The 25,614-nt window shown below is 59.4% G+C and carries 26 protein-coding genes; 9 read left to right on the top strand and 17 right to left on the bottom strand.

The genetic code is table 11. The features are described from left to right. Positions 1–121 precede the first annotated feature (121 nt). Entirely contained in the window at positions 122–358 is a 237-nt protein-coding gene (locus LCH64_RS08900; protein WP_003226528.1) for a hypothetical protein, read from the bottom strand. A gap of 231 nt (positions 359–589) precedes the next feature. After that, complete coding sequence (gene galE, locus LCH64_RS08895) at positions 590–1,606, bottom strand: UDP-glucose 4-epimerase GalE (protein ID WP_226500011.1); 1,017 nt, start codon at positions 1,604–1,606, stop codon at positions 590–592. 389 nt (positions 1,607–1,995) lie between these two features. Between galE and galU the strand changes: the two genes are divergently transcribed. Then, entirely contained in the window at positions 1,996–2,829 is an 834-nt protein-coding gene (galU, locus tag LCH64_RS08890; protein WP_103484261.1) for a UTP--glucose-1-phosphate uridylyltransferase GalU, read from the top strand. A gap of 38 nt (positions 2,830–2,867) precedes the next feature. Then, complete coding sequence (locus LCH64_RS08885; protein ID WP_003226530.1) at positions 2,868–3,272, top strand: hypothetical protein; 405 nt, start codon at positions 2,868–2,870, stop codon at positions 3,270–3,272. Positions 3,273–3,357: 85 nt separating this feature from the next. Here LCH64_RS08885 and LCH64_RS08880 read toward each other — a convergent pair whose 3' ends face one another. The 8 genes from LCH64_RS08880 to LCH64_RS08845 form a co-directional block, all read right to left on the bottom strand. Next, positions 3,358–4,497: a GDSL-type esterase/lipase family protein gene (locus tag LCH64_RS08880; RefSeq protein WP_226500010.1), complete on the bottom strand. Its 1,140-nt coding sequence runs from the start codon at positions 4,495–4,497 to the stop codon at positions 3,358–3,360. Positions 4,498–4,607: 110 nt separating this feature from the next. Continuing rightward, a complete protein-coding gene (locus LCH64_RS08875) occupies positions 4,608–5,651 on the bottom strand; it encodes an acyltransferase (protein WP_103485774.1) in 1,044 nt (347 codons plus the stop codon). Between the two features lie 12 nt (positions 5,652–5,663). Further along, on the bottom strand, positions 5,664–6,767 hold the full coding sequence (locus LCH64_RS08870; protein WP_003226536.1) for a hypothetical protein: 1,104 nt from the start codon (positions 6,765–6,767) through the stop codon (positions 5,664–5,666). After that, positions 6,758–7,987, bottom strand: coding sequence for a polysaccharide biosynthesis C-terminal domain-containing protein (locus LCH64_RS08865; protein WP_226500009.1), 1,230 nt, complete (start codon positions 7,985–7,987; stop codon positions 6,758–6,760). The genes LCH64_RS08870 and LCH64_RS08865 overlap by 10 nt, the downstream gene beginning before the upstream one ends. After that, positions 7,984–9,096 carry a polysaccharide pyruvyl transferase family protein gene (locus tag LCH64_RS08860; RefSeq protein WP_226500008.1) on the bottom strand — a complete coding sequence of 371 codons (1,113 nt, stop codon included), beginning with the start codon at positions 9,094–9,096 and terminating at the stop codon, positions 7,984–7,986. The genes LCH64_RS08865 and LCH64_RS08860 overlap by 4 nt, the downstream gene beginning before the upstream one ends. A 15-nt stretch (positions 9,097–9,111) precedes the next feature. Beyond that, a complete protein-coding gene (locus LCH64_RS08855; RefSeq protein WP_346269168.1) occupies positions 9,112–10,194 on the bottom strand; it encodes a glycosyltransferase in 1,083 nt (360 codons plus the stop codon). A gap of 41 nt (positions 10,195–10,235) precedes the next feature. Then, complete coding sequence (locus LCH64_RS08850; RefSeq protein WP_226500006.1) at positions 10,236–12,464, bottom strand: polysaccharide biosynthesis tyrosine autokinase; 2,229 nt, start codon at positions 12,462–12,464, stop codon at positions 10,236–10,238. Positions 12,465–12,502: 38 nt separating this feature from the next. Then, positions 12,503–12,943 carry a low molecular weight protein-tyrosine-phosphatase gene (locus LCH64_RS08845; protein ID WP_003226547.1) on the bottom strand — a complete coding sequence of 147 codons (441 nt, stop codon included), beginning with the start codon at positions 12,941–12,943 and terminating at the stop codon, positions 12,503–12,505. 291 nt (positions 12,944–13,234) lie between these two features. Between LCH64_RS08845 and LCH64_RS08840 the strand changes: the two genes are divergently transcribed. Continuing rightward, positions 13,235–14,185: a glycosyl hydrolase family 5 gene (locus LCH64_RS08840; RefSeq protein ID WP_103485779.1), complete on the top strand. Its 951-nt coding sequence runs from the start codon at positions 13,235–13,237 to the stop codon at positions 14,183–14,185. Between the two features lie 207 nt (positions 14,186–14,392). Beyond that, a complete protein-coding gene (tal, locus tag LCH64_RS08835) occupies positions 14,393–15,319 on the top strand; it encodes a transaldolase (protein ID WP_003226550.1) in 927 nt (308 codons plus the stop codon). A gap of 238 nt (positions 15,320–15,557) precedes the next feature. Here tal and rssC read toward each other — a convergent pair whose 3' ends face one another. Together rssC and rssB are read right to left on the bottom strand one after the other, a co-directional pair. Then, positions 15,558–16,040: an anti-sigma factor antagonist RssC gene (gene rssC / locus LCH64_RS08830; protein ID WP_003226553.1), complete on the bottom strand. Its 483-nt coding sequence runs from the start codon at positions 16,038–16,040 to the stop codon at positions 15,558–15,560. Then, positions 16,037–17,221 carry a two-component system response regulator RssB gene (gene rssB, locus LCH64_RS08825; RefSeq protein WP_003226555.1) on the bottom strand — a complete coding sequence of 395 codons (1,185 nt, stop codon included), beginning with the start codon at positions 17,219–17,221 and terminating at the stop codon, positions 16,037–16,039. Before rssB ends, rssC begins: the two co-directional genes overlap by 4 nt. Positions 17,222–17,495: 274 nt before the next feature. Between rssB and LCH64_RS08820 the strand changes: the two genes are divergently transcribed. Next, the gene (locus LCH64_RS08820) at positions 17,496–17,795 is read left to right on the top strand and encodes a PilZ domain-containing protein (RefSeq protein ID WP_003226557.1); all 300 of its coding nucleotides are present in this window, start codon (positions 17,496–17,498) and stop codon (positions 17,793–17,795) included. Positions 17,796–17,848: 53 nt separating this feature from the next. Here the strand turns inward: LCH64_RS08820 and LCH64_RS08815 are convergent, their stop codons facing one another. Continuing rightward, the gene (locus tag LCH64_RS08815; RefSeq protein WP_003226559.1) at positions 17,849–18,538 is read right to left on the bottom strand and encodes a VacJ family lipoprotein; all 690 of its coding nucleotides are present in this window, start codon (positions 18,536–18,538) and stop codon (positions 17,849–17,851) included. A gap of 195 nt (positions 18,539–18,733) precedes the next feature. On the opposite strand from LCH64_RS08815, the gene LCH64_RS08810 reads away from it, so the two are divergent. Then, the gene (locus LCH64_RS08810; RefSeq protein ID WP_226500005.1) at positions 18,734–19,354 is read left to right on the top strand and encodes an HAD family phosphatase; all 621 of its coding nucleotides are present in this window, start codon (positions 18,734–18,736) and stop codon (positions 19,352–19,354) included. Between the two features lie 109 nt (positions 19,355–19,463). Beyond that, positions 19,464–19,727 carry a DUF4404 family protein gene (locus LCH64_RS08805; RefSeq protein ID WP_103485781.1) on the top strand — a complete coding sequence of 88 codons (264 nt, stop codon included), beginning with the start codon at positions 19,464–19,466 and terminating at the stop codon, positions 19,725–19,727. A 172-nt stretch (positions 19,728–19,899) separates the two neighbouring features. On the opposite strand, the gene queF is transcribed toward LCH64_RS08805, so the two are convergent. Both queF and LCH64_RS08795 read right to left on the bottom strand, forming a co-directional pair. Continuing rightward, positions 19,900–20,730, bottom strand: a complete 831-nt coding sequence (gene queF / locus LCH64_RS08800; RefSeq protein ID WP_003226566.1) for an NADPH-dependent 7-cyano-7-deazaguanine reductase QueF — start codon at positions 20,728–20,730, stop codon at positions 19,900–19,902. A gap of 61 nt (positions 20,731–20,791) precedes the next feature. After that, on the bottom strand, positions 20,792–21,325 hold the full coding sequence (locus tag LCH64_RS08795; RefSeq protein ID WP_226500004.1) for a cupredoxin family protein: 534 nt from the start codon (positions 21,323–21,325) through the stop codon (positions 20,792–20,794). Between the two features lie 154 nt (positions 21,326–21,479). Here LCH64_RS08795 and LCH64_RS08790 point away from each other — a divergent pair, with 154 nt between their 5' ends. Both LCH64_RS08790 and LCH64_RS08785 read left to right on the top strand, forming a co-directional pair. Beyond that, positions 21,480–22,160: a heavy metal response regulator transcription factor gene (locus LCH64_RS08790; RefSeq protein WP_003226570.1), complete on the top strand. Its 681-nt coding sequence runs from the start codon at positions 21,480–21,482 to the stop codon at positions 22,158–22,160. After that, a complete protein-coding gene (locus LCH64_RS08785) occupies positions 22,160–23,509 on the top strand; it encodes a heavy metal sensor histidine kinase (RefSeq protein ID WP_226500003.1) in 1,350 nt (449 codons plus the stop codon). Before LCH64_RS08790 ends, LCH64_RS08785 begins: the two co-directional genes overlap by 1 nt. A 108-nt stretch (positions 23,510–23,617) precedes the next feature. On the opposite strand, the gene LCH64_RS08780 is transcribed toward LCH64_RS08785, so the two are convergent. Both LCH64_RS08780 and lolD read right to left on the bottom strand, forming a co-directional pair. Further along, complete coding sequence (locus tag LCH64_RS08780; RefSeq protein ID WP_103485785.1) at positions 23,618–24,862, bottom strand: lipoprotein-releasing ABC transporter permease subunit; 1,245 nt, start codon at positions 24,860–24,862, stop codon at positions 23,618–23,620. Between the two features lie 63 nt (positions 24,863–24,925). Beyond that, the gene (gene lolD, locus LCH64_RS08775; protein WP_177327499.1) at positions 24,926–25,609 is read right to left on the bottom strand and encodes a lipoprotein-releasing ABC transporter ATP-binding protein LolD; all 684 of its coding nucleotides are present in this window, start codon (positions 25,607–25,609) and stop codon (positions 24,926–24,928) included. Positions 25,610–25,614 lie beyond the last annotated feature (5 nt).

Raw genomic sequence — 25,614 nt, 5'->3', positions numbered from 1 at the left:
CCAACAGCAAAAGAGAAAAACTACGAGTCATAATGGCACTACGCTATTCAAGGGCGAATCTAAAAACAAAGTCACCCGACTTGCGTCGGGCGACCCTGTACTGCACTAACAAATGTTCCTGTTAGTTGTGCGTGCCGGTTGTACCGGTGGTACCCGTAGTACCGGTGGTACCGCCGTTGGCACTTCCACCACTGTTGGACGCCGCCACTGCACTGGCAACCATTGCCGTACTGGCAGCAGGCGCGGTAGAAGCCGCGACACTGCCAGATACATTGGTCACCGCAGTAAGCGGCGCTTCAGCAGCGGACGCCCAGTTGCTCAACATCGTCAACAGGGCAATCGCCATCACTTTTTTCATATCAACTCCTTTCTAACATTCGGCCTGTTAAAAACCGGCCTGTGTTAGCGGTGGTAGCGTTCAAGTCCGCAAAATGCGCGAACAAGATCCGTCGTTCTTTCACAGTCTTACCCAACTGATAAAAGTCGAACGGCAGGTTTATATCTACGGACATGCAAAAGGCATTTCCAGCGTATTTTCCCGACGATATCTAACAGCTGACCGAAACTAACATTCAGTATTAGAACGACATCATTCGAGATAACCGCGCGGATGATTGGATTGCCAGCGCCAAGTGTCGGTGACCATGTCCTGCAAACTGCGCGTGGCTTTCCAGCCGAGCTCTTTGGCAGCCTTGGACGCGTCGGCCCAGCTCTCGGCAATGTCACCGCTGCGACGCGGCATCACCCGGTACGGCACTGGTCGCCCGCTGGCTTGTTCGAAAGCGTGCAGTACTTGCATCACGCTGTAGCCGTCGCCGGTGCCAAGGTTCCAGGTGTGAATGCCCGGGCGTCCGGCAATCGACTGCAAGGCCTTCAGATGGCCATCGGCGAGGTCGACGACGTGGATGTAATCGCGCACCCCAGTGCCATCGATGGTCGGGTAATCGTCGCCGAAGATCGATAACTCCTGCAGGCTGCCGACCGCGACCTGGCTGATGTAAGGCAGCAGGTTGTTGGGAATGCCGTTGGGGTCTTCGCCCATATGCCCGCTGTGATGCGCGCCGATCGGGTTGAAGTAGCGCAGCAAGGCGATGCTCCAGCGCGGCTCGGCCTGACTCAGATCGCGCAACACGTTCTCGACGATCAGTTTGGATTGACCATAAGGGTTGGTCGGAATGCCGGTGGGGAAATCCTCGCGGATCGGCATCTGCTCAGGCTCGCCGTACACCGTGGCCGACGAGCTGAACACCAGCCGGAACACCCCGGCCGCTGCCATCGCCTGACACAAGGTGATGCTGCCGCCGACGTTGTTCTCGTAGTAATCCAGCGGCTTGCGCACGCTCTCGCCGACGGCCTTGAGCCCGGCAAAATGCAGCACCGCGTCGATTTGATGCTCGCGGAAAATCCGGTCCAGCAACGCCCGGTCGCAGACATCGCCACGAATCATCAGCGCGCTTTTGCCGCAAATACCTTCTATCGCGTGCAGTGCGGCATCGCTGCTGTTGCAAAGATTATCCAGTACAACAACTTCATAACCTGCTTCAAGCAGCGCAAGTGTGGTGTGCGAGCCGATATAGCCGGCACCACCCGTTACCAGAATCTTCATAGCGCGGTCCGTCATTGGATAAGTGACAAGTAGCGTGTCAAGTCCCTTTTATTCAATCTGTGGCGCACCACACAAATAAGGACGACAACAGCCTCAAACAAAATTGGTTCAACCACTGGCAATAAATATTTTTGCAGGTCAAACTGTATTGCCCGGTACTTATTAGCACCCCAAGTACACTCATCACTATCAACAGATACCGACTAAAAATAACTAATAACGTTGTTACCGACATCTCATAACATTGTCATGTTTTAGCCTTCGCGCTAATTGCCATTAACAACCTGACTCAGGTATTAAAGTACTCGTTCAATAATCATTGAAACTTGTGCGCTTTCGTAAGTGCGCGCATCCGTTGCCTGTGTTCCATGACTGTCCAGGATACTTTTATGATTCGTAAATGTTTGTTCCCCGCTGCCGGTTACGGCACGCGTTTCTTGCCGGCGACCAAAGCCATGCCGAAAGAGATGCTGCCGATCGTCAACAAACCGTTGATCGAATACGCCGTTGAAGAAGCACGGGACGCCGGCCTGCAACACATGGCCATCGTCACCGGTCGGGGCAAGCGTGCGCTGGAAGACCACTTCGATATCAGCTACGAACTCGAACACCAGATTCGCGGCACCGAGAAAGAAAAATTCCTCGCCGGCACCCGCGAACTGATCGACACCTGCACCTTCTCCTACACCCGTCAGGTGGAAATGAAGGGCCTCGGTCACGCGATTCTCAGCGGCCGCCCGTTGATCGGCGATGAACCCTTCGCCGTGGTGCTGGCCGATGACCTGTGCCTGAACCTGGAAGGTGACGGCGTGCTGTCGCAGATGATCCAGCTGTACAAGAAATTCCGCTGCTCGATCGTCGCCATCCAGGAAGTTCCGGCTGACCAGACCCACAAGTACGGGGTGATCGCCGGCGAGCTGATGTCCGACGGCATCTATCGGGTCAATAACATGGTGGAGAAACCGGCGCCGCAGGATGCCCCGTCGAACCTGGCGATCATCGGCCGCTACATCCTCACCCCGGACATTTTCGACCTGATCGCCGACACCCAACCGGGCAAGGGCGGCGAGATCCAGATCACCGACGCGCTGATGAAACAGGCGCAGAACGGTTGCGTGCTGGCCTACAAGTTCAAGGGCCTGCGCTTCGACTGCGGCGACGCCGAGGGTTACCTGCAGGCGACCAACTTCTGCTACGACAACGTTTACCTCAAGGGCCGCTGAGACGGTCCCCCGCCCACTTCTCTATTCAGGAGACCAGCATGAACATGGCACAACATTCAGCGGACATTGAACGGGAGGTGGGCAACCTCGGGGCGGTGAGTTGGCTGCCACGCCATCAGCCGTTGCCCAGCGCCAACGAGTCGTGGCTGGGCAGCATTCTGCTGGTGGAGCGCATCGGCATGTTTCCGGCGTCCGGCGACATTCGCCGAGCGCTGGCGGATCCCTACCCCCTGCTCGCCCATCTGAAACAACGCTATGCGGAGCAGGCGCTGGAAATGGATGACCGTGATGGGTTGAAAGTGATCTTCAGCGACTGGCGATTCCGCGTACGCCTGTGCTGCAACGAGCCGGCGATCATCATCAATGTCGAGACGCGGTGTGCGACGCAGTTGATGCCGCAGAAGCTCAAAGAGCTACTGAGCCAGATCGAACAATTCGAATAGCACACTACCCCCTGTAGGAGCTGCCGAAGGCTGCGATCTTTTGATTTTAAGAGCAAGATCAAAAGATCGCAGCGTGCCGCAGCTCCTACAGGGGTTTGGTGGTGTCACAACTGTCCGCGTTGATGCCACTGACAATCCAGCGATAGAAGTAATCAGCAATCACCTTCCCGCCCGTGGCCGGCTGCGGATGAATCCTGTCCGGCCCGATCATCGCCGCCGCATAGCGTTTGACGTCAGGACCGAACGCGCATTGCAGATTGGCAAAGCCCAACTGCTGCTCATGCGCCCACGGTTGCAGGACTTGCGCATACGCTGACATCGGATAGGCACTGGAACGCGTGGTGTCCTGACGCATGATCAGGTTGATGCTTGCCGCCGGTTGAATCTCGCGGATCATCGCCACCAAGCCCTGAACGTTGTGCAGGTACTGTTCGGGTTCGACCCCGAAGCCCTGATCGTTGCCGCCGAGCATGATCAGGTAAACGTCGGCGGGAATCTTCGATACGACGGCTTTCCACTGCACCTGCCATTGCGGGTCCTGGTGATAGAAATCCGCCGATGCCGCGCCCGATGCCGCCAGTTTCGAGACCCGCACGCCGCTCTGCTCGTTGCTCATCCACAGGCCAAACAAGGTCGGCGCGCCCTTCACCACTTCCAGTTTGAATGACCAGTCTGCCGCCGAAGAGAGACCTGCGAGCGGTACTTCCTGTACGCCCGAACCCTTGAGCGTCAATGGCTGCCAGTCTTGCGCGGGCGTCCAACGGTAACGCAGCTCACTGGGCTCGCCGTTGCCCAGGTAGAGCAGTTTCGCCTGGGTGACTTTGGTGTCGATGGCGGGTGTCGGACTGGCATCGATTTGCAGCCAGGCACCGGGTTTGCCGGTCACCGTGCGGCTGTCGGGGCTGGCCTGGCCGAGGCCGGACACTTGCCAGCCACCACCGAAGTATTTTTCGCTGCTGCGGGTGTATTTGAAGTGCGTGCCACCAAGCGCCGCGCCATGGTTGAAACCGACATAACCGGGGCCGGCAAAACCGACCTCGCCGGCCACGCGCTGCACCAGTTTGTTCAGATAAAAATTCTGCCCGGCGCTGTAGCTGTCGCCGATCACCGAGACCGACAACACCTTCCCGACCTTGCCTTCGCGCCACTGCGCAAAGCGCTCGCGGGCATCGCCCACTTCCACCACCGACGCCGCGACGGGCTGAGCGTCATCTACTGCCAACATGCGTTATTTCCTTCAGTCTGGAATGGCCCCTTCGCGAGCAAGCCCGCTCCCACATTGGATCTCGGCAACTCACACAATCCCTGTGGGAGCGGGCTTGCTCGCGAAGCTTTTCAGCTATTGGCCGGCACCACCGGAGTAACGCCAACCGCTGGCTTCTTCTTCGCCGCACGCTCCCCGAGAAACAGCACCGAAGTGACATTGAAGCGGCTGAAAATCATCGACAACACCACCGGCCCCAACAAGCCAAACAGCACGCCGCTGAGCACCAGAATGCTTTCGTCTTTTATCCCCAGCCGCCCCATGACAAACCGTGACGTCGCGGCGAACAGCACGTGGAACAGGAAGATCGCGTAAGAGTAGCCGCCCAGCCAGGTCAGCCATTTCGAGCGCATGTCACTCGACAGCAAGGCGATGCACGACACGCAGCCCACGGTCAGACCGATCAGGCTACGGCGGTCGACAATCAGCTCGCGATCAATCGCCGCCACGTACAGCAGCGTCAGCGAGATCAGCACAAACACCAGCGGCCCGATTACCTTGAAGCGCTGCTTCAGCGCCTCGACATTTTCCTGGCCGATCATCCCCGCCACAAAAAACGGCAGCAGGTAAATCGCCCCATTGATGCCGAACGCATCAAGCTTGAACGGTGGCAACAGAAACACCGCCGCAGCGAACCCGAACAGCAGGTACAAGCGCGTCATCGAGCGCAGCAGCCCGCGCCATTCGAGCAGCCCGACAAACATGAAAATGATGAACACCGCCTGCAGGAACCAGAAGTGATTGACCGGCACCCAGAACGACAACAACGCATCGATCACACCCACGTCCTTGTTCACCCCCGGCCCCACCGCCTGCAACACCGAGAACGGCACGCCGACGCAAAACAGCGGCACGATCAGCCGCCGCACCTTGCCGCTGAAGAATGCGGAAAAGTCATTGCCGCGAATTTTGTAGATCGAATAGATGTAGCCGGAAATGAAGGTGAACAGCGGCATGCGCACGTACACCATCGAGTCGGCGATGACGCGGAACGGCGAGCCGAGATCGATTTTCAGCCCCCCGCCCAACGGGCCGATGACGTGATAAAGCACCAGCAGCAGGCACGCCAGGCCACGCAGGGTTTCGATCTCCAGCGATTTTTTCTTGCTCGACATACAGCACCCGCCTTAATTCAGAACTCTTGATTCAACCCGCACCGGTTTGTTGGCGCGCAACATCAAACCCAGGCCGACAAACAACACCGGCACCACCATGGAAAAGTGCCGGGCGAAGGAGCCGAAGTCCGGTTCGAACAAACCCTGCACCAGCAGGAACGCCAGCGGAATCGCGATCAGTTCCTTGGGTTTGGTCTCGATCGGCGCGCCTTTGTAGTCGGTGGAAGTGATGACTTTGAACAGCAGCAGCGCGGTCATGATCATCAGCGCCACAAAGATCACCTGGCCCGGCCCGGACAACAGAATCAGTTCCACCGGGAACGACAGCCGGAAGAAGATGATCATCGAGTCCAGCGCCTGCGATACGAAGTCACTGCCGCTGAGCCACGAGACGATCAGCGATTTCGAGCCCTCCTCCCCCGCCGTACGCAACTCGTTGTTGCTGGCGCGAATCGACGACACCGGAAACCCCAGCGCCAGCTGAATCGCCATGGCCACCGCCAGATAAAACAGGAACAACATCAGGAAGAAAGTGAAGCGCGACACGTACTTCTTCATCACGCAAACGCCGACCCACGACAGCGAAAACAGAATCCAGTAAGGCCGGATCAGCACGCCGTAGATCACCGCCGACAGAAAAAATCCGCCGCGGTATTTGCGCGTCAGCGAGCTGAACAAGATGCTCAGCACCGCCACCGAGACGATGATTTCCTTGGTCAGGTTTTCCAGAAAAAACGAACGCACAATCCCCCATAGACACAGGGTGCCGAAGATCGCCAGCGGCATGCGGCGGAACACCACCACCGGAATCGCCGTGAGGAAGAAATTGCAGAACATCCCGTAGGCCCAGGCGTTGGTCAGGTTGATCCCGGTGGGCCGCAGCAGGAACGCCGAACACTCGTAGGAGGAGCGATCCGGCGAGAACGGGTTCCAGAAATTGCAGTTGTCGGCGCGCGCATAGGAAGACCACAAGGTCATCGCATCCGGGCCCGGAGCGCGGGGGATCAGCAGCGGCATCGCCACCGACAGAAACAGCCCGGTGAACAGAATCAGGAACGACAGCGAGGAATCGAGTTTGCGTCCGCGAAACTCGATGCACGGCAACTTCAACCCCATGCCAACGCCCCTTTTGCACGGGTCGCACGGGTCAACACGGCAATCACCCCGAGCTGGACGATGATCGCGAAGACATTGCCCCACGCCGCGCCATAAATCGAATAGTGCTTGATCAGCAGGTAGCTGACCGGCACCGACACCAGCAGGCAGATCGCCGCGCTGGCGAATGACACCCGACTGTTTTTCGAGGCAATCAGACCGCCCCAGACGATGTCGCCAATGGCCCGCAGGGCAAAGGAAAAGATCAGCACGCCGAGAATCGCGTTATCCGGACGCGGCACGCTGGTGGCGACGTAATCGAGCACCACGTTGAAGAACAGATAGATCAGCACCGCCACCGCCGCCGAAACCAGCAGCGAGCGCATCACCCACTTGTTGACGAACAAATGCCTGACCGTAAACGCCTGCTGATCCGCCTGAAACCGCTTGGCCAGCACCGGAATACCGACCACCGCCACCACCGCGTAGGACAGCGCTTGCAAAGTGTTCGCCGCCGACCACGCGTACACGTATTTACCGAGATTGGCATACGGTTCGAGATCGGCAATCAGAAACCGCTCGGCGTACTGACTGAGCGCGATCAACCCCGTACCGAAGTAGAACGGCAACCCGGCCTTCCACACGGTCGCCGTGGTCAGCGCCGCGCTGACCCGGCCCTTGTGCACGCTCACCACAATCAGGTAACCGGCGATGATCACCAGCACGTTGGCGGCCACCCACAGCCACAGCACACTAGCGATGCCGGGCACCCAGTCGAGCATCATCCCGCCCACCGCCAGCAGCGCCCAGAGGCCGGTCTTGATGAAGAACAGCAACGCGCCCGCCGTGGCTTTCTGCGCGGAAAACACGAACGAATTGATCTCGAACGACAGGTGTTCGGTGAGCAGCACCAGCGTCACGCAAAGAATCAACGCGGTGCCCGCCTCGACCTGCTGGAACAGCGAGTAAATCCCCACCGTCACCAGCGACAGCAGCAGCCCCACCGCCAGATACAGCAGCAGGACTTTGTCGACCACCCGCCGCGAGCTGCCGCCGACGCTGATCAGCCGATTGATCTCGGAACTGAAACCGACGCTGTAGAACTTCGAGGCGATCAGCGACGCTGCGACCACCACGCCATAAAACCCCAGCGCTTCGTAGCCCAGGTAATGGGTGATGGCCAACACCAGCAAGAACTTCGCGCCTAGAGCTCCGCCGCGCAGCAGCAGGCGAAATATCATCGAACGATCCCTTTGATGATCTCGTCCATGGCCACGGTTTTTGCCTCGATCTCGCGGCAGGTGTCGGTCAGGCGCTTGCCGAAATTCGACAGGGCATTCGGCGCGTAAACGGTGTCGATGATCTGCTCGACATCGATGTCGCCACCGTTGATCACCCAGTCTTCCACGCCCATGTCCTGATAGGCGCCAAAGCCCTTGCGCTCATAGCTGATGTGGTACGCCGGGACACCGGACAGCAGCGACTCGATGGCGCCGTGCAGACGCACCGAGATCACCAGATCCGGCTGATATTTGGCAATCGTCGCCTTCAACGACAGCAGGTCTTCGGTGATGCCCAGTTCGCGATAGAACGCACCGTCATCGTTGCCGCGCACGGCGCTTTGCACAGCGCAGACCACTTTGCTTTTGTTGTTCAGGCGCTGCAGCAGCAACTTCAGGTTGGCGACGTAGGCGATCTTCTTTTCCTTGCTCCACTCCGGCGGCTTGCGCAGCACCACGCACACGGTGGCCGGCGACGCGGCGCAGCGGGTGAATTTGGGTTGCTGAAGGATCTTGCTGGCCAACGACTGCACCGCCAGATCCGGCGCGCGGTAGACGTTTTCGCAGGCATCGAACATCGCCGAGGAGCGGTTATCGCGCACGAACACCGCATCGGCACTGGCGTAGTGCTCGACGATCTTGCGGCTCTCGCCATGGAACGGCCCGATGCTTTGCGGCAGGTACACCGACGGCACCTTGCTGAGAATCGCCGTTTCCAGTTGCTTGGCGTGGCCCAGTTTCAGCTTGATGTGTTCGAAGGCACTTTTCGAGCGCATGTAGCCGCCACCGACGCCAACGATCAGATCAGTCTTGCGCAACAGATCCGCCAGCCCGGCATACGACTGATTGAGGAACACCGCCTGCTTGACCCGGCCCAGCCCCTTGGCCGCCATCACCGGTGCGTCGAAACGCGGGTGCGGCAAGTAGGCGAAAGACTGCGGATCGGACGCCACGACATTGATCGCGGTGTCGTCGCCAAAGTTGCGCTGCACCAACGCGATGGCCAGATCGACGAGCAGGCCGTCACCGGAGTTGGACGCACTGTAGCCATGCAAAATCGTTACGTTCATAAGCTTGAGTTCTACTTAATAAGTGGGAGCGCAATACACGTCGTAGGTCTGGCGGATCATCAGCGCGGCGCTGAAACGCTCGCGCACGATGTTCCGGCCCTCGCTGCCGAGGTCGAGCAACCGCGGCTTCTGGATTCGCGCCAGCACATCGGCCAGCGCCTGGTGATCACCGGTAGGAAAGACGTAGCCGGACACCTCATGGGTGACCAGTTCGGGCAGCGACGTGCAGTTGCTGGCAATCACCGGCAAGCCCATGGCCATGCCTTCCAGCGGCACCATGGCGAAGCCTTCCCAGCGACTCGGGACAATCAGCGCGTCGGCCTGTTGATACAGCGCCTGCACCTCGGCCGGCGTGACCCACGGCAGGTACTCGACGGCGTCCATCGGCGGACACTCGACCGTGTCCTCGTTGACCGCACTGCCGACCACCGTCAGTTTCAGATCGCTGCGCTGCACCTTGGCAAACGCCTTGAGCAACACGTCGAAGCCTTTCTGGTAGTCGAGACGACCGACGAACAGCAGATGAATCGGCGCGGGACTCTCGACCTTCGGCGCCTCGTCACGCTGATGAATGCCGTTGTAGATCAGTTTCATGCGCTTGCGCTGAATGCCGAACCGCGCGGCCTTGTCCATCTCGTAGCGGCTGACGCAGATGATCACGTCGGTCACCCGCTGCAGGACGCGCTCGATCCACGCGTAGAGCTTCTGCTTGGTCGGCGAGCTTTCCATCAGGAACGAAAAGGCGTGCGGGCAGTAGACGATTTTCGGCTTGCGCCACGGTCGCAGAAGCACGCAGACCACGCGGCCGATCACCCCGGAAAAAGTGCTGTGCAAATGCACCACATCGGGTTTTTCCTTGAGCATCACTCGGGTCAGTTGCCAGGCAAAACGCAGCAGCGAACGCACATCGCGCCCGCTGCGTTCGAACGTGCGAATCTGCTGCTCATCGATACCGTGCAGCTCTTTTTTCTGGTCGAGCGGCACCAGATAGACCAGCTCGTAATTCGAGTCCTGGCCTTCGGGAGAGGCCGAGATGGTGCGGATAACGGTGGCGACCCCACCTTTTATCGTTTCAGCCACGTGCAGTATTTTCTTCACAACCCACCCACTTCCTTGCATGTAAGGACAATCGCTGACACTCAGGATTTGTCGGACGCGTATTCGTAGTTGTAGTAACCGTAGTTGCCGTTGCCGTAGTAACTGGCGGCGCGCTTCTCGACGCCGTTGAACACCGCGCCCTTGAGTTCGATGCCGTTCTGCGCGAAGCGGCGAATGGTCATTTCGATCTCCTTGGCCGGGTTCACCGCAAACCGCGTGACGATCAGGCTGATACCGGCTTCACGCCCGACAATCGCCGCGTCCGTCACCGCCAGCAGTGGCGGTGTATCGATGATCACCACGTCGTAGCGTTCACTAAGCTCGGCGAGCAGATCGCGGAAGTTGGCGTGCATCAGCAGCTCGGAAGGATTCGGTGGAACCTGGCCACGGCTGATGAAATGCAGGTTGTCGATTTCCACCTTGTTGATCGCCTGCTCGATGCTGCAGCGCTTGACCAGCAGGTCCGACAGACCATTGGCGATCGGTACATTCAGCGTCTTGTGCAGGTGGCCCTTGCGCATGTCGGCGTCGATCAGCAACACGCGCTGACCGCTCTGCGCCATGACCGCCGCGAGGTTGGACGAGACGAAGGTCTTGCCGACCTGCGGGCTGGGGCCGGAGATCATGATGCGGTTGTTGGTCGAATCCAGCGCGGCGAAATGCAGGCAGGTGCGCAGGCTGCGGATCGACTCGATGGACAGGTCGGTCGGGTTGCGCAGCGCCAGCAGATAGGCCGGTGTTTCGGCGGTGATTTTGGCCCGGCCCTTTTTCGTGTCCTCGTCGCGCTGCAAGGCGCTGTAGGGAATCGAGGCGTACACCGGCAACCCGAGCTGTTCGATGGCTTCCGGGCCTTCCAGACCTTTGCTCAGGGATTTGCGCAACAGCACCAGCGCCACACCGAGAAAGGCGCCGAGGAACGTCGCGATCAACACGATCAGGGCTTTTTTCGGTTTGACCGGACTGCTCAGGTCGACATCCGCCGGATCGATCAAGCGCACGTTGCCCACCGCACCGGCGCGGACGATGTCCAGCTCCTGGGATTTGTTCAGCAACTGCGTGTAGATCTGCGAAGCGACTTCCACATCGCGGGTCAGGTTGAGCAGTTCCTGTTGCGTGGCCGGCAGATCACCGACCTTGCCTTCCAGCGATTTCTGCTGCTGGGTCAATTCGCCGATCTGCGACATCAGCGCGCGATACGCCGGATGCTGCTTGGTGAACTTGCGGTCCATTTCCGCCTGCTGCATTTTCAGCTCGGAAATCCGCGTTTCCAGCGCCACGGATTGACCGAGCACCGATTGGGTTTCCAGGGAAATGTTCACGGTCTTGCCACGGGTCTGATACGCGTTGAGCGCATCGCTGGCCTTGGCCAGATCACGCTTGACCTGCGGCAACTGGCTTTGCAGGAACGCCAGGCTTTGCGCCGCCTCCGCCGAAGTGCGACGCACGTTCTGATCGACGTACAGCGCGGCGATCTTGTTGAGGATCTTCACTGCCTCGGCGGCATCGGAACTGGCCAGCGCCAGGCGAATAATCCCCGACTCCTTGCCTTGCTCGGAAATATCCAGCGCATCCTGGTAACCCTGAATGGTCACGATCCGTGGATAGCGCACCACTTCAAAGCGTGTGCCGGGGTTGGCTTGCAGGCGTTCGATCAAACCCTCGACGCCGTCCTGGGCGAAAGCTTCGCCCGCGACGCCCTCGACCAGCAGGTTGTCGTCGTCATCGAGCAACTGGAAGTGCTGTTGTTCGCCAGCCACCAGGGTGAGCTTCTTGCCCAACAGTTCTTTGGGCAGGTTGAGGCGGGTAAACTCCAGACGCTCGCCGCCCCAGGCGTAGCTGTTGAGGCCAAAACGCGGCGGCGCCACGCTGAATTCGGTTTCGCCGCGATAACGCCGTGCGAGAAAACCGCCGATGACCGGGAAGGTGTTGGGGGTGACGTCGATGTCCAGGCGCAGATCGTCGACGGTTTTGCCGATCACCGCGCGGGACTTGATGATGCCGATTTCGGTCACCGACGGCGATTGCCCGCCGAGCATGCTGCTGAGGTCGGAAAAGCCGAGCATGTCGTTCTTTTTCGGTTCGACCTGAACCAGTGCGTTCGCCAGGTACACCGGCGTCGCCAATACCGCATAGGCAACACCAGCGGCCATGAAGGCACCGGTGAATGCACCGATCAGCCATTTCTGGTCGATCAAACTGCCGAATATACCCAGAAGATCAATACTGTCTTGATCGTTATCACGGTTGGCGATTACTGACGGTAACTGCATAAGTCTTTCTTACCATTCACTGATCTGAAGAATATTCATCAATGTCCGAGGCGCTGCGCCCACGAGCTAACAGCATCTTCAATCAATGCATGGGCATGAATAAAAGCGGCCTTACCTTGACGATACGGATCCTGTATTTCTCTTTCGCTCTGCCACTTGCCAAGAAGAAACACTTTGCCTCGGGCGTGTGAGGCAATCTTCAGTACCTGATTCACATGTTGTTTTTCCATGACCAGAATCAGGTCTGATTCATTGACGATATCGGCGGTCAATTGCCTGGCCTGGAAGCCCTCGGCGCTGTGCCCGTGGTCTTCCAGCACCTGGCGCGCCGACGCTTCCATGCCTTCGCCAACCCGCGCCGCGAGGCCTGCGGAAGTCACAGAGATGGTTGAAGGGGTCAGCGCGTTACGCAGCAGAAGTTCTGCTGTCGGACTTCGGCAAATATTGCCAACGCACACGACAAGGATCTTTTTGAACAAGGTTTACATTCCTGTGTAATATCATTCTGCCAACATCTAGAGCGGATCTTAATGAACCCACTAGATCATTCTGCACTCAGAAATAGATTCGCCCTGTCAGTACCAGTGTATTAAGTACCACAGCGCCAAAAGTCGCCAAAATAGAATTACCGGACTAAAAATAACTGTGATTTTCAGGTCTGGTTTTCCTGACAAAAAATAACATTGGCGCACTTAGTGCCAATGTTAGTTTCGAAGCAGTTATCACGAGATACCTTTTCGCCGTTGTCATTTCTCACCTGGAGAACCGACATGAAGTCAGCCCATCTCAAACACCTGAGCGCCCTGACCCTGTTACTGCTGGCGGCAACCGGCGAGAGTCAGGCCAATGAACTGTTCCCGGCATTACCCACCAACAAGACCATCGGAGTTCAGGTCAAAGTCCAGACCTTCTCCGCTGCCGACGCCGAGCGCGTCAAAGCCACCGGATTCAGTTTCGTGCGTTTTGGCGTATGGACTGACAGCCTGCCCAGCGCGGCCTACCAGAAGCAGATCAGCGATGCCTTCGCCGTGGCCCGCGCAGCCGGTCTGCCGGTGCTGATGACCCTGCGCGCGACCAAGCCGTTACCGGCCAATGATCTGGCGAACGCGGGGGTCGCGTATGCCAACGCGCTGACCAGCCTGGCAGCGACCTATGGCTCACAACTGGTCGCAGTCGAGCTGTGGAATGAGCCGGACCTCGACACCTACTGGCCGACCGGCAATTTCGATACGACGTTCGTGCCGTTCATGAGCGCGGCGTGCAAAACCCTGCAGGACAAGCCGCAAGCCATCCCGGTGATCGGTTTTGGCTTTGCCCGCCCGCCGACTGCCGGCTCGGCGTCCACCGTGGCACTCAACCGAATTGTCAGCGAATACCCCAAATGCCTCAGCGCGGTTTCCTACCATCCCTATGGCATGACCGGCACACAGATCAGCAACGCCCAGACGTTTATCCAGCAGAACTTCCATCTGCCGGGGGTGATCAGCGAATGGGGTATCTCGGCGCTTCCCTCCAACGGCGGCACCGAGGGCCAAGCCAGTAAAATCAGTGCATTCGTGGCCGATATCAAAACCCGCAACATTGCCCTGACCTCGATTTACGAGTGGAAAAACAGCGACACCGGCAGCAACGACCGCGAGAAGAACTTCGGTCTGTTGACCGCCGACGGCCAGCCGAAACCGGCGGAAACAGCGGTCAAAACCCAACTGAGCCAGCAATGACCTCCATTGATGTGCTCAAGGGGCGCTGGCCGTCAGTTGCTTTGAACCTGTGACCGCTTTTGGCATCGTATTCATCGATACCGCGCCCCGCCCATCAAGCAGCCGTTCTCAGGTTGTTGCCAGCGGGGCCTCCGATACGCCCGGATACCCTTGAGTGACTGTCAGCGCTCGGGTAATGTCGTCAAACCCACAGGACAGAGCACACCCATGACTTCCAAGCTGGAACAACTCAAACAGATGACCACCGTGGTCGCCGACACCGGCGACTTCGAAGCGATCGCCCGGGTCAAGCCGGTCGACGCCACCACCAACCCTTCCCTGCTGCTCAAGGCAGCCGCTATCCCGGCTTACGCCGAGCTGCTGAACGCCTGCGTCAGCGACTGCAAGGGCGATGTGGGCCTGGCCAGCGACCGTTTTGGCGTCGCCGTGGGCCAGGAAATCCTCAAAGTGATCCCGGGCCGGATTTCCACCGAAGTGGATGCGCGCCTGTCGTTCGACCAGGATGCCGTACTCAAGCGTGCGCATCGCCTGATCGAACTGTACGACAAGGCCGGCATCGGCCGTGACCGCGTGCTGATCAAGATCGCTTCGACCTGGGAAGGCATCCGCGCCGCCGAAATTCTCGAGAAGGAAGGCATCCAGACCAACCTGACCCTGCTGTTCTCCTTCGCTCAGGCTGCCGCTTGCGCTGACGCCGGGGTATTCCTGATCTCGCCGTTCGTGGGCCGCATCTATGACTGGTACAAGAAGGCCAACGGCAACGACTACACCGGCGCCGATGATCCGGGCGTGCAGTCGGTCACTCGCATCTACAACTACTACAAGGCCAATGACTACAAGACCGTGGTCATGGGCGCCAGCTTCCGTAATCTGAGCCAGATCGAGCAACTGGCCGGTTGCGACCGTCTGACCATCAGCCCGGACCTGATCGACAAGCTCGCGGCAGACACCGGCAAACTGGAGCGCAAACTCGCCCCGGGCCACGCCGGCGAAGCCCGCCTGATCCTGAACGAAGCACAATTCCGTTGGTTGTCCAACGAAGACGCGATGGCCACCGAGAAACTGGCTGAGGGCATCCGTCAGTTTGCCCGTGACCAGGAGAAGCTTGAGGCGCTGTTGCAGGCCAAGCTGTGATCTGAGTCGCTGAAACGCAAAAAGGGCGAACCCGGTTGGGTTCGCCCTTTTTTGTTGGTGTTGGCCAGTGCAAATGATGACTTATTGCAGGTGGTGTCCCTGTGGCGAGGGAGCTTGCTCCCGATGGGCTGCGAAGCGGCCCAATTGGCTATCCGAGTTCTTCAGAAACACCGTGCCGGCAGGTTTTATGGCTGCTGCGCAGCCAAGCGGGAGCAAGCTCCCTCGCCACAGAGGCCACTCAGTGTCTTTCGAGGGCATTCACCAGGTCATGGAAGGCTTCACGGTTGGAGTCGTTCAGGCCCATGAGGATCTTGTGCGCTTCGAGCACCTTGATCCGCACCACTTCTTCGGACTGATCCTGATCCGGCAGGTCGTCCAGGCACTCGGGGCAAGGCACCGGGTGGTTGACGATGTTGAACACCTGCTCGAAGCCCATCGACTGCAGCAGACGGGTGATGTCTTCGTGGGTGGTGACGACGGTCGGCAGCAGGCCGACCTTTTGCCGCGACAGGATCGACAGTTTGGCCAGCAGACCGAGGGTGGTGCTGTCGATGCTACGGGTTTCGGTCAAATCGATCACGATCGCGTTGAAATTCAACGCGGTGAAGATTTTCTCAATAGTCGCATCCAACGCCGAACACAGGGTCAGGCGAACTTCACCGACGAACTTCAGGACGAAGGTGCCGTCCTGCTCGGCGAACTGGATTCTACCGGTACTCATTGAAGGTTCCTGCTCAACACCAACAGGGCGATATCATCCGGCATCTCCCCTAGCGTGGCCAATTCAAACACTTGCCGCAGACCATCCAGGCTGCCGCCCGCCGCCTTCACCCGTTGAGGCAAAGCAGCTTCTTTTTCCTTGAGCGTCGGTTCTGGCAACAGATCCAGAATGCCGTCGGACATCAGCGTCAGGCTGAAAGTCGGAGGCAGCTCAAGCACGTGATCTTCGTAGGTGGCCTCATTGAACAAGCCCACCGGCAAACCGCGGCCTTCGAGGTAACGAACACTGTCAGGCGTGTACAACACAGGCAACGGCAGATGGCCGCCGATGCTATAGGTCAACAAACCGGTCTCCTCGTCGATGACTCCACCGACCATTGTGACGTGCTTGCCCAGCTTACAGCTGATCAGCCCCCGGTTGATATGACCAAGCACTTCCGAAGGCTTGAATTCCGGCAACGTGCCGTTGCGCTTGGACTCGAACAGCAAGCGCGTGGTCATGAACTTCAGCAGCACGGTGACGAACGCTGAAGAGGCGCCATGGCCCGAGACGTCGGCCAGGTAGAACGCCACCCGACGCTCGTCGACGCGGAAGTAATCGACAAAATCACCCGACAGGTACAGCGACGGGATGATCTGGTGAGCAAACTGAAATTCGTCAATGCGCCACGGGCTTTCCGGCAGCATGTTCATCTGCACCTGGCGACCGGCGTTCTGGTCTTCCTGGAGCAGGTTCAGGCTGGCTTCGAGCTCGCGGTTGGCCTTCTCCAGCTTCTCGCGGTAGCGCTGGTTCTCCAGCAACAGGCGCGCACGATCGAGTGCACGACGCACCGAGTGCTCGAGCACGGCCAGGTCTTCGAGAGGCTTGATCAGGTAGTCCGCTGCACCCAGGCGCAGCGCCTCGACCGCGTCGTTCATCACGCCCGCACCCGAAACGACGATCATCGGCGTTTGCGGTGACCGCTCGGTGACCTGACGGATGAATTCGAGACCGCCCATCTGCGGCATGCGCAGATCGCAGATGACCAGGTCGGGCTTGTCTTGCTCGAATACCTGAAGACCCTGTTGGCCGTTGCTGGCCTGCAGGACGCTGAAACCACTGTCTTCCAAATAGGCCGCGAGGCTCGCGCGCACTACTTCGTCATCATCGATTATCAGCAGCGTGGCACTGGTTTTTGGCATGTGGGCAAACGGCGCCAGAATTAGGTTGGCGTAGCAGGCGGGGCATCGGCCCGGCTCAGACTACTGGATTCGCTTTCTAGCCTCTCTGCTGCACCGCTTTCGAGCACTGAGCCGGAACGCGATTGCACCAGAGGTGCCCTTCTAAGGCGCAGACGGTACTCCCATCCGCGGGGCGTTTCAAGCATGCGCCGATGGTCGCTTGACGACTTTACTTGTCAAATCACCGAGAGTTATAAGAACAGCTCAAACCGTAACCCAATGGAAGGTCAAAGCCATGAGTCAAACCGGTCGGGACTACAGCGAAAAGCGCGATTTCATCCGCATGCGGGTCGATGCCGATGTGGTGTTGATTCATGAAGGGGATCAGGTGTCGGGCGTGTGCATCGACCTCTCCAGCAGTGGCATGCAGGTCGAAGCACCGCGCCAGTTCGCGGTCGGCGACCGCTTGAGCGTGCGCATCGACTCCGAGCACGCGGCGCTGAGCGGACTGGAGGCCGAGACTGAAGTGGTGTGGGTCAAGCCCCAGGACGGTGACAGCCAGAAACTCGGTCTGACCATTCTGAAGATGAAATAAGCGCACACAAAAAAGGCGGCCTCAAGAGGCCGCCTTCTGCTCATGGATCGACATTAAAAATCGTCTACGACCTTACCGTCCTTGACCTTGAACTCGCGGTTCTGCAGGTAGGCGTTGCGGATGAAGGTGTATTTGTCGCCGCTGATCAGCTTCTCGCTCGACAGCAGGCTGGCGCGGGTGTCGACGATGTTCAGGCCGAACGTCGAGTTACGCACCGGAATGTCGTTGATGTAGCGGTACGGACCGGTGTAGCTGTCGACGTATTTCGACGGCGCGTCACGCAGGGTGCTAGGGCCGAGCAACGGCAGCATCACATACGGACCGCTGCCAACGCCCCAGTAACCGAGAGTCTGACCGAAGTCTTCGTCGCTGCGATGCAGGCCCATTTTGGTGCCGACGTCGAAGAAGCCCAGCAGGCCGAAGGTGGTGTTGAAAATGATACGCGCGGTATCGACACCGGCTGCTGCAGGTTTGGCCTGCAGAATGTTGTTCGCCAGGTTGGTGACATCACCGACATTGCGGAACATGTTGTGGATGCCGTCCTCGAGGAACTGCGGCGTCACGTACTCGTAACCCTGCGCCAGCGGCTTGAGCGCGTAGGTGTCGACGAAGTCGTTGAACTGGAAGATCGGGCGGTTGACGCTTTCCCAAGGGTCTTCTTCCGTTGCGGCGTTGGCGGCGAACGGAACCAGCAAGACGCTGGCACATACACATAGCTGAGCGAGAGGATTGCTCCAGCGCATAGAAAAACTCCTTGGATTTTTACTGGCGCGGGCACCCGGGCCCAGGCGTTAAGACCGCTAGTATAAGCGCAAAAGCCGTTTTGGGCAGTCTACCAATGAAGAGTCGTGTAGGACCTTTCCAAGCCCCCTTCACACGCCTGTCATCCAACTGTCACCGGCGTCCCCTAGCCTCATGACTATTTCAGGGACGTTGCCATGACACACGCTGAAGCCTTGCCTGTCGCCGCACCCGGTCTGACCGCCGTGCTGTTCGGACTCAGTGGCTGTCTGGTGGATTTCGGTGCCCGCGCCCATCAACACGCCAGCGTGCTGCCCGAGCAGGCCGATGCCACGCCCGGCGCCCTCGACAGCCTGCTCAGCCTGCAGCGCCAGCAGATTCCCTGTGCGTGGATCGATGAGCTGCCCCCGGCCCTCGCGCAACCGTTGGCGGCCTCGCTGCCGGGTTGGATCAAACCGACGCAATATTCAGCAACAATCAATCCATGGCCAGCGCCGAACGCCTGCTGGCAGGCGCTGATGGGATTGAACGTCAGCCGTCTGGATGGCTGCGTGCTGGTCAGCGGCGAGCCACGCCTGCTGCAATCGGGCCTCAACGCCGGGTTGTGGACCATTGGCCTGGCGTCCTGCGGCTCGTTGTGCGGCCTGGCGCCGAGCGAGTGGCAAGCCTTGAATCAGAAGGAGCGCGAGCAGTTGCGCGGCAAGGCGACCATGCAGTTGTTTGGCCTCGGCGTGCACTCGGTGATCGATCATCTGGGCGAACTCGACACTTGCCTGGCCGACATCAGCCTGCGCCGCCTCAAAGGCGAAAAGCCCTGACCGGGATCATGCAGGTTGCAGCAGAGTGGATTAATCTAAAGGTCAGCCATAGACCTTTGGCGCGCGGCTGCGGTCAATGCCAGTGCCTATAGATAAAAGGAACCACACCATGCCCGCCCGTGAACTTCAAGAACAGCTCAATACCCTGCGCGAGCAACTGGAGCAGAATCCGCCGTTGTCCGAAGCCGAGCGTGAAGATCTGCGTGCGCTGATGGCGCAGATTGAATCGGAAATCAAACTGGAAACTGCCACTCAGGACGCGAGCATCGCCGACGGTGTGAACCTGGCGGTGGAACGCTTCGAAGTCGAACACCCGGCCATTGCCGGCACCCTGCGCAATATCGTCAATGCGCTGGGCAGCATGGGGATCTGATTCCCGCGCCATACAAAAAAGCCCTGCCATGTCTGGCAGGGCTTTTTCATATTCGTGATGTGAACACGGTCATTGTGGGAGCGGGCTTGCTCGCGAAAGCGGTGTGTCAGCCAATGCATCATCAACTGACACACCGCTTTCGCGAGCAAGCCCGCTCCCACCCTTCAGATGTTCATTGACGCACCAGGCGATGGTTCGGCAGTTGTACCGCTTCAGTGCTGCGATACGGGTTGATATCCAGCCCACCCCGACGCACATAGCGCGCAAACACCGTCAGTTTCTCTGGCTTCAGCAAACGTTGCAGGTCGAGGAAGATCCGCTCCACGCACTGTTCGTGGAAGTCCGAATGCTGGCGGAAACTGACGATGTACTCCAGCAGGCTCGCGTGATCCAGCGCCGCGCCGCGATATTCAACTACCACGCTGCCCCAGTCCGGCTGACTGGTCACCGGGCAATTGGATTTGAGCAGATGGCTGTGCACGCTCTCTTCGACAATCCGCGAATCATCGCAACGCAGCAGTTCCGGACGCGGATGCTCATAGTTGCTGACGCTGATATCCAGATCGTCGATGCACACGCCCGGCAACGCCACGACGCCTTCGGCTTCGACATCTTTCAGGCTGCGCACGCGCACGCCGACCGGTTTGCCGGCAGCGGCCGACAGGTCCTTGACCAGCGTCGCTTCCAGGCTGGCGATGTCGGCAAACGGCGTCTGGTTCAGCGAGTTCAGGTACAGCTTGAACGACTTCGATTCGATGATGTTCGGCGAATCCGCCGGAATGCTGAATTCACCGATCGCCACCACCGGTTTACCCGAGGGCAACAACCACGACAGTTCAAAGCAGTTCCAGAAATCCACGCCTTTGTACGGCAGGGTTTCGGCGGTCAGGCCCAGCTCGGCCCATTTCGCGGTGCGCGGAATCGGGAACAGCAGGGACGGCGTGTAAGTGGCGATGTATTCGCTGGATTTGCCCAGCGGCGAATGTTCGGCTGCGGGATGCATGGCGGAAACCTGACTGAAGAATCAGCGGATTCTATCAGCCTTTGCGCCCGCCTTTGAGTGCTTACTGACTGACAGTCAGTTTGCCGACCATGCCTGCCTGGTAGTGACCGGGAATATTGCAGGCAAATTCCAGGCTGGTGGCTTTGCTGAAGGTCCAGGTCAGCTCGGCGGTCTTGCCCGGCTCGACCAGCACGCTGTTGGGGTCGTCGTGCTTCATGCCGTGGTCCATGCTGCCGTGATCCATGCCGGTCATGTCGTGGGACATTTCTTTCATGCCGGTAGGCGTGAGCATGCCGCTTTGCTGCATCTGCAACATTTCCTGCTGATGCCTGGCATGCATCGCCGCGTCGCCGAGGTTGAATTCGTGCAACAACTGGCCTTTATTCACCAGCACAAAGCGAACCGTCTCACCGGCCTTGACCTGAATCGCCTTCGGCTCGAACGACATGTCGTTCAGCACCACCTCGATGTTGCGGCTGGCCTTGGCCGCTGGCGCCGGCTGGCCGAAGTCATAGCTGTGCGCGGGTGCGGCCCAGACAGGTGAACTCAGCGCCAGCAAACAGGCGGCGACGGCCAGAGGGTTGCGCAAAAACATTGTCATACTCCAACAAGAAAAGGTTCAGCCTGTGGGAAACTCTAGCCCGCCTGCGCTGGCAGCTACCTGACAGACAGATTACAACTTTGTCAGGTTGGCGCCTGTCGCCTGCTCTCACGGTATAAAGCTTTCGTTTCTACAACCCGAGCCGCCCATGAAACTGCTGATCGTCGAAGACCAACCGAAAACCGGCCACTATCTGCGCCAGGGCCTGACCGAGGCCGGGTTCAACACAGAGCTGGTGGCCGACGGCAACAGCGGTCAGCAACTGGCCTTGAGCGGTGATTATGCGCTGCTGATCCTCGACGTGATGCTGCCCGGGCGCAGCGGTTGGCAGATCCTGCATGCGTTGCGCACTGCCGGCCTCGACACGCCAGTACTGTTTCTGACCGCCAAAGATGCCGTCGAGGATCGGGTTCACGGCCTCGAACTCGGCGCCGACGATTATCTGGTCAAACCCTTCGCTTTCTCCGAACTGCTGGCCCGGGTGCGCAGCCTGCTGCGCCGGGGCAGCGCCCTGCCCCAGGAAACCAGCCTGCAACTGGCCGATCTGCGTCTGGACCTGATCCGTCGTCGCGTCGAACGCAGCGGTCAGCGCATCGACCTGACCGCCAAGGAGTTCGCCCTGTTGGAAATGCTTCTGCGCCGTCAGGGTGAAGTGCTGCCGAAATCGCTGATTGCCTCACAAGTCTGGGACATGAACTTCGACAGCGACACCAACGTGATCGAAGTGGCGATCCGGCGCCTGCGCCTGAAGATCGACGATGACTTCCCCAACAAACTGATCCACACCGTGCGCGGCATGGGTTACGTGCTTGAAGAGCGTCCGGCCTGATGCCTCGCCTGTCCCTGAGTTCGCGTCTGGCGCTGCTGTTTGCCGGCTGCACCGCCGTGGTTTCGCTGTTCGCCGGGGTGCTGTTCAGCCGCGCCAGCGAAGCGCACTTCATTGAGCTCGACCAGCAATTGCTCGACAGCAAGCTGATCGGTTTGCGCCGTGCCTTGCAGGATGTTCAGGCCAGCGAGAGTGAAACGCGGCTGACCGATGAACTCAGCCGGCAGGCCGATCTTTCGCTGCGCATCACCGGGGCCGATGGCCAGCGCTGGTACGACAGCTCGATCAAGGTGCCACCGGACTTGCCGCAACAGCCCGGCTTGTCGACCATCAGCAATGACGGCATGGACTATCGCGTGCTCAATGCCCCGCTCTACCCGGACAAACCCGATACGCCACAACTGACACTGCTGCTGGACATCACCCATCACCAGCACTTTTTGCAACGCATGCAGCACCTGATCTGGCTGACCGTCGGGCTGTCAGCGCTTGCCACCGCGCTGCTCGGCGCCTGGGCCGCACGCAGCGGCTTGCGTCCGCTGCGGCGCATGAGTGCAGTGGCGCGTGGGATTTCTGCGCATTCGCTCAATGCCCGACTGCCGGAAGCGCAAATGCCGCCAGAACTTGCGGAAATGGCCCACAGCTTCAACGCCATGCTCGGACGCCTCGACGACTCGTTTCAACGGCTGTCGGCGTTCTCTGCCGACATCGCCCATGAACTGCGCACACCGCTGTCGAACCTGCTGACCCACACCCAGGTCACCCTCACCCGCCCGCGACCGATCGAGGATTACCGCGAAGCCCTGCACAGCAATCTCGAAGAACTGCAATGGATGGCGCAACTGGTCAACGACATGCTTTATCTGGCCAAGGCTGACCACGGTTTGCTGATGCCCAAGCGTGAGGCGCTGGAACTGGCGGATGAGAGCGATGTGTTGCTGGAATTTTTTGCGCCACTGGCCGAGGACGCCGGGGTGACGCTGAGCCGCGAAGGTCATGCGCGCATGGAAGGTGACCGCAATATGTTGCGCCGGGCCTTGTCGAATCTGCTGGACAACGCGGTGCGCTTTACTCCGGCGACGGGCAGCGTGCGCCTGTCCATCATCGATCAACCGCACATAGCGCAGGTGTCGGTGGAGAACAGTGGCGAAGGCATTTCGGCAGAGTTGTTGCCACGGCTGTTTGACCGGTTTTATCGAGCAGATCCGGCGCGGCAGGAAGGCAGCAGTGAACATGCGGGGCTGGGGCTGGCGATTACCCAATCGATCGTCCGCGCCCATGGTGGGCAGATTCATTGCGAATCGGCTGCGGGGTGGACGCGGTTTGTGATTGAGTTGCCCAAGGGAGTCTGAGGCCAGCAGGTCCGGCCCCTTCGCGAGCAAGCCCGCTCCCACATTGGATCTGCGTCGTACACAAATCCCCTGTGGGAGCGGGCTTGCTCGCGAAGGAGGTATTGGCGCTTACGAATATCTCAGCGCGTGAGCCGGCTCGATCTTCGCCGCCCGCAACGCCGGGTACACCGTCGCCAGGAAGCTCAGAATAAAGCCTGCCGAGCAGATCAACAGCACATCCCCGCCCTGCAATTCCGAAGGCAGGTTGCTGACGAAGTACACATCGGAACTGAAGATGTGCTGGCCGGTGACACGCTCGACCCAGCCAACCATTTCACTGACGTTGAGCGCCGCGATCACCCCGAGCACGCCGCCAATCAGTGTGCCGACAATGCCGATCACCGTGCCCTGCACCATGAAGATCGCCATGATCTGCCGTGGCGTGGCGCCGATGGTGCGCAGGATCGCGATGTCCGCGCCCTTGTCGTTCACCACCATGATCAGCGTGGCGATGATGTTGAACGCCGCCACCGCGACGATCATCAGCAACAGCAGGCCGATCATGGTTTTTTCCATTTTCATCGCGCTGAACAGGCTGCCCTGGGTGTGAGTCCAGTCATCCGCCTTGAAGTCGGCACCGAGGCCTGCGGCGATGTCCGAGGAGACTTTCGGCGCGGCGTACAGGTCCTTCACCGCCAGGCGCACGCTCTGCACCTGATTCGGCTGCCAGTGCTGCATGGTCGCGGCATCGGCCACGTGAATCAGGCCCATCGAACCGTCCAGTTCGGCGCCGACCTTGAACACACCGACCACGTTCAAGCGCTGCATGCGCGGGGTGATGCCCCCCGGTGCGGTGCTGACTTCCGGGACGATCAGGGTGATCTTGTCACCGACATTGAGACGGAAGCGCCGCGCGGTGATTTCACCGATCACCACACCGAACTCGCCGGGTTTCAGATCATCAAGACGGCCCTGCACGATGTGCTGGGCCACGATCGACACCTTGCCTTCCTGGGCCGGATCGACACCGCTGATCTGGATCGGCTGCATCGAGCCCTTGTAGGACAGCATGCCTTCCATCTCGGTGAACGGCACGGCGGCGGTCACTTCGGGATTCTTCAGCGCGGCAGCGGCCACTGGCTGCCAGTCATCGATCGGCTTGACGCCAACGATGGTCGCGTGCGGCACCATGCCGAGGATGCGCGAGCTCATCTCGCGCTGAAAACCGTTCATCACCGACAGCACCACGATCATCGCCAGCACGCCGAGGGCGAGCCCGATCATCGAAGTCATCGAGATGAACGAAACAAAGCGATTGCGGCGTTTGGCGCGGGTATAGCGCGTGCCGATAAAGATCGATAACGGTCTGAACATTCGCTGGGGCACCGTATAAAAATAAAAGACCCGATGCCTTTTCAGGTACCGGGTTTCGGTCGGTCAGATGGTGGTCAAGCAGCCTTCCTGCAATTGCAGGACGCGGTCCATCTGGCGGGCCAGGTTCATGTCGTGAGTCACCACCAGGAACGCCGTGCGCATCGAGGTGCTGAGTTCCAGCATCAGATCCTGAATGCCTTCGGCGGTGTGCGAATCGAGGTTGCCGGTCGGCTCATCGAGCATTACCAGGCCTGGATTGTTCACCAGTGCACGGGCGATAGCCACACGCTGGCGTTCACCACCGGACAGCTCGGCCGGTTTGTGCTCCAGACGATGACCCAGACCTACGCGCTCGAGCAACGCCGTAGCGCGCTGACGTGCTTCCGGGATCGCAGTCTTGCCGATCAGCAGCGGCATGCAGACGTTTTCCAGCGCGGTGAACTCCGGCAGCAAGTGGTGGAACTGGTACACGAACCCAAGGGCGCGGTTACGCAGCAGGCCACGCTTCTTCTCGCTCAGGGCCGACAGTTCTTCACCGTCGAGCCAGACGCTGCCCTCGGTCGGCGTATCGAGACCGCCCAGCAGGTTGAGCAAGGTACTTTTGCCCGAACCGGATTTGCCGACGATCGCCACTCGCTCGCCCGGGTGCAACTCCAGTTGCAGACCGGCCAACACTTGCACCGACTCCGGGCCTTCCTCGTAGGATTTGCCGAGGTTGCGGCAGCTCAAGATTGCTTTATCACTCATGCCCG

This window comes from Pseudomonas sp. MWU16-30322 (assembly GCF_020515535.1).
Lineage (GTDB): Bacteria > Pseudomonadota > Gammaproteobacteria > Pseudomonadales > Pseudomonadaceae > Aquipseudomonas > Aquipseudomonas fluorescens_H.
Note: the sequence above shows the minus strand (reverse complement) of the source record. Positions and strands in the feature narration are given on the sequence as shown.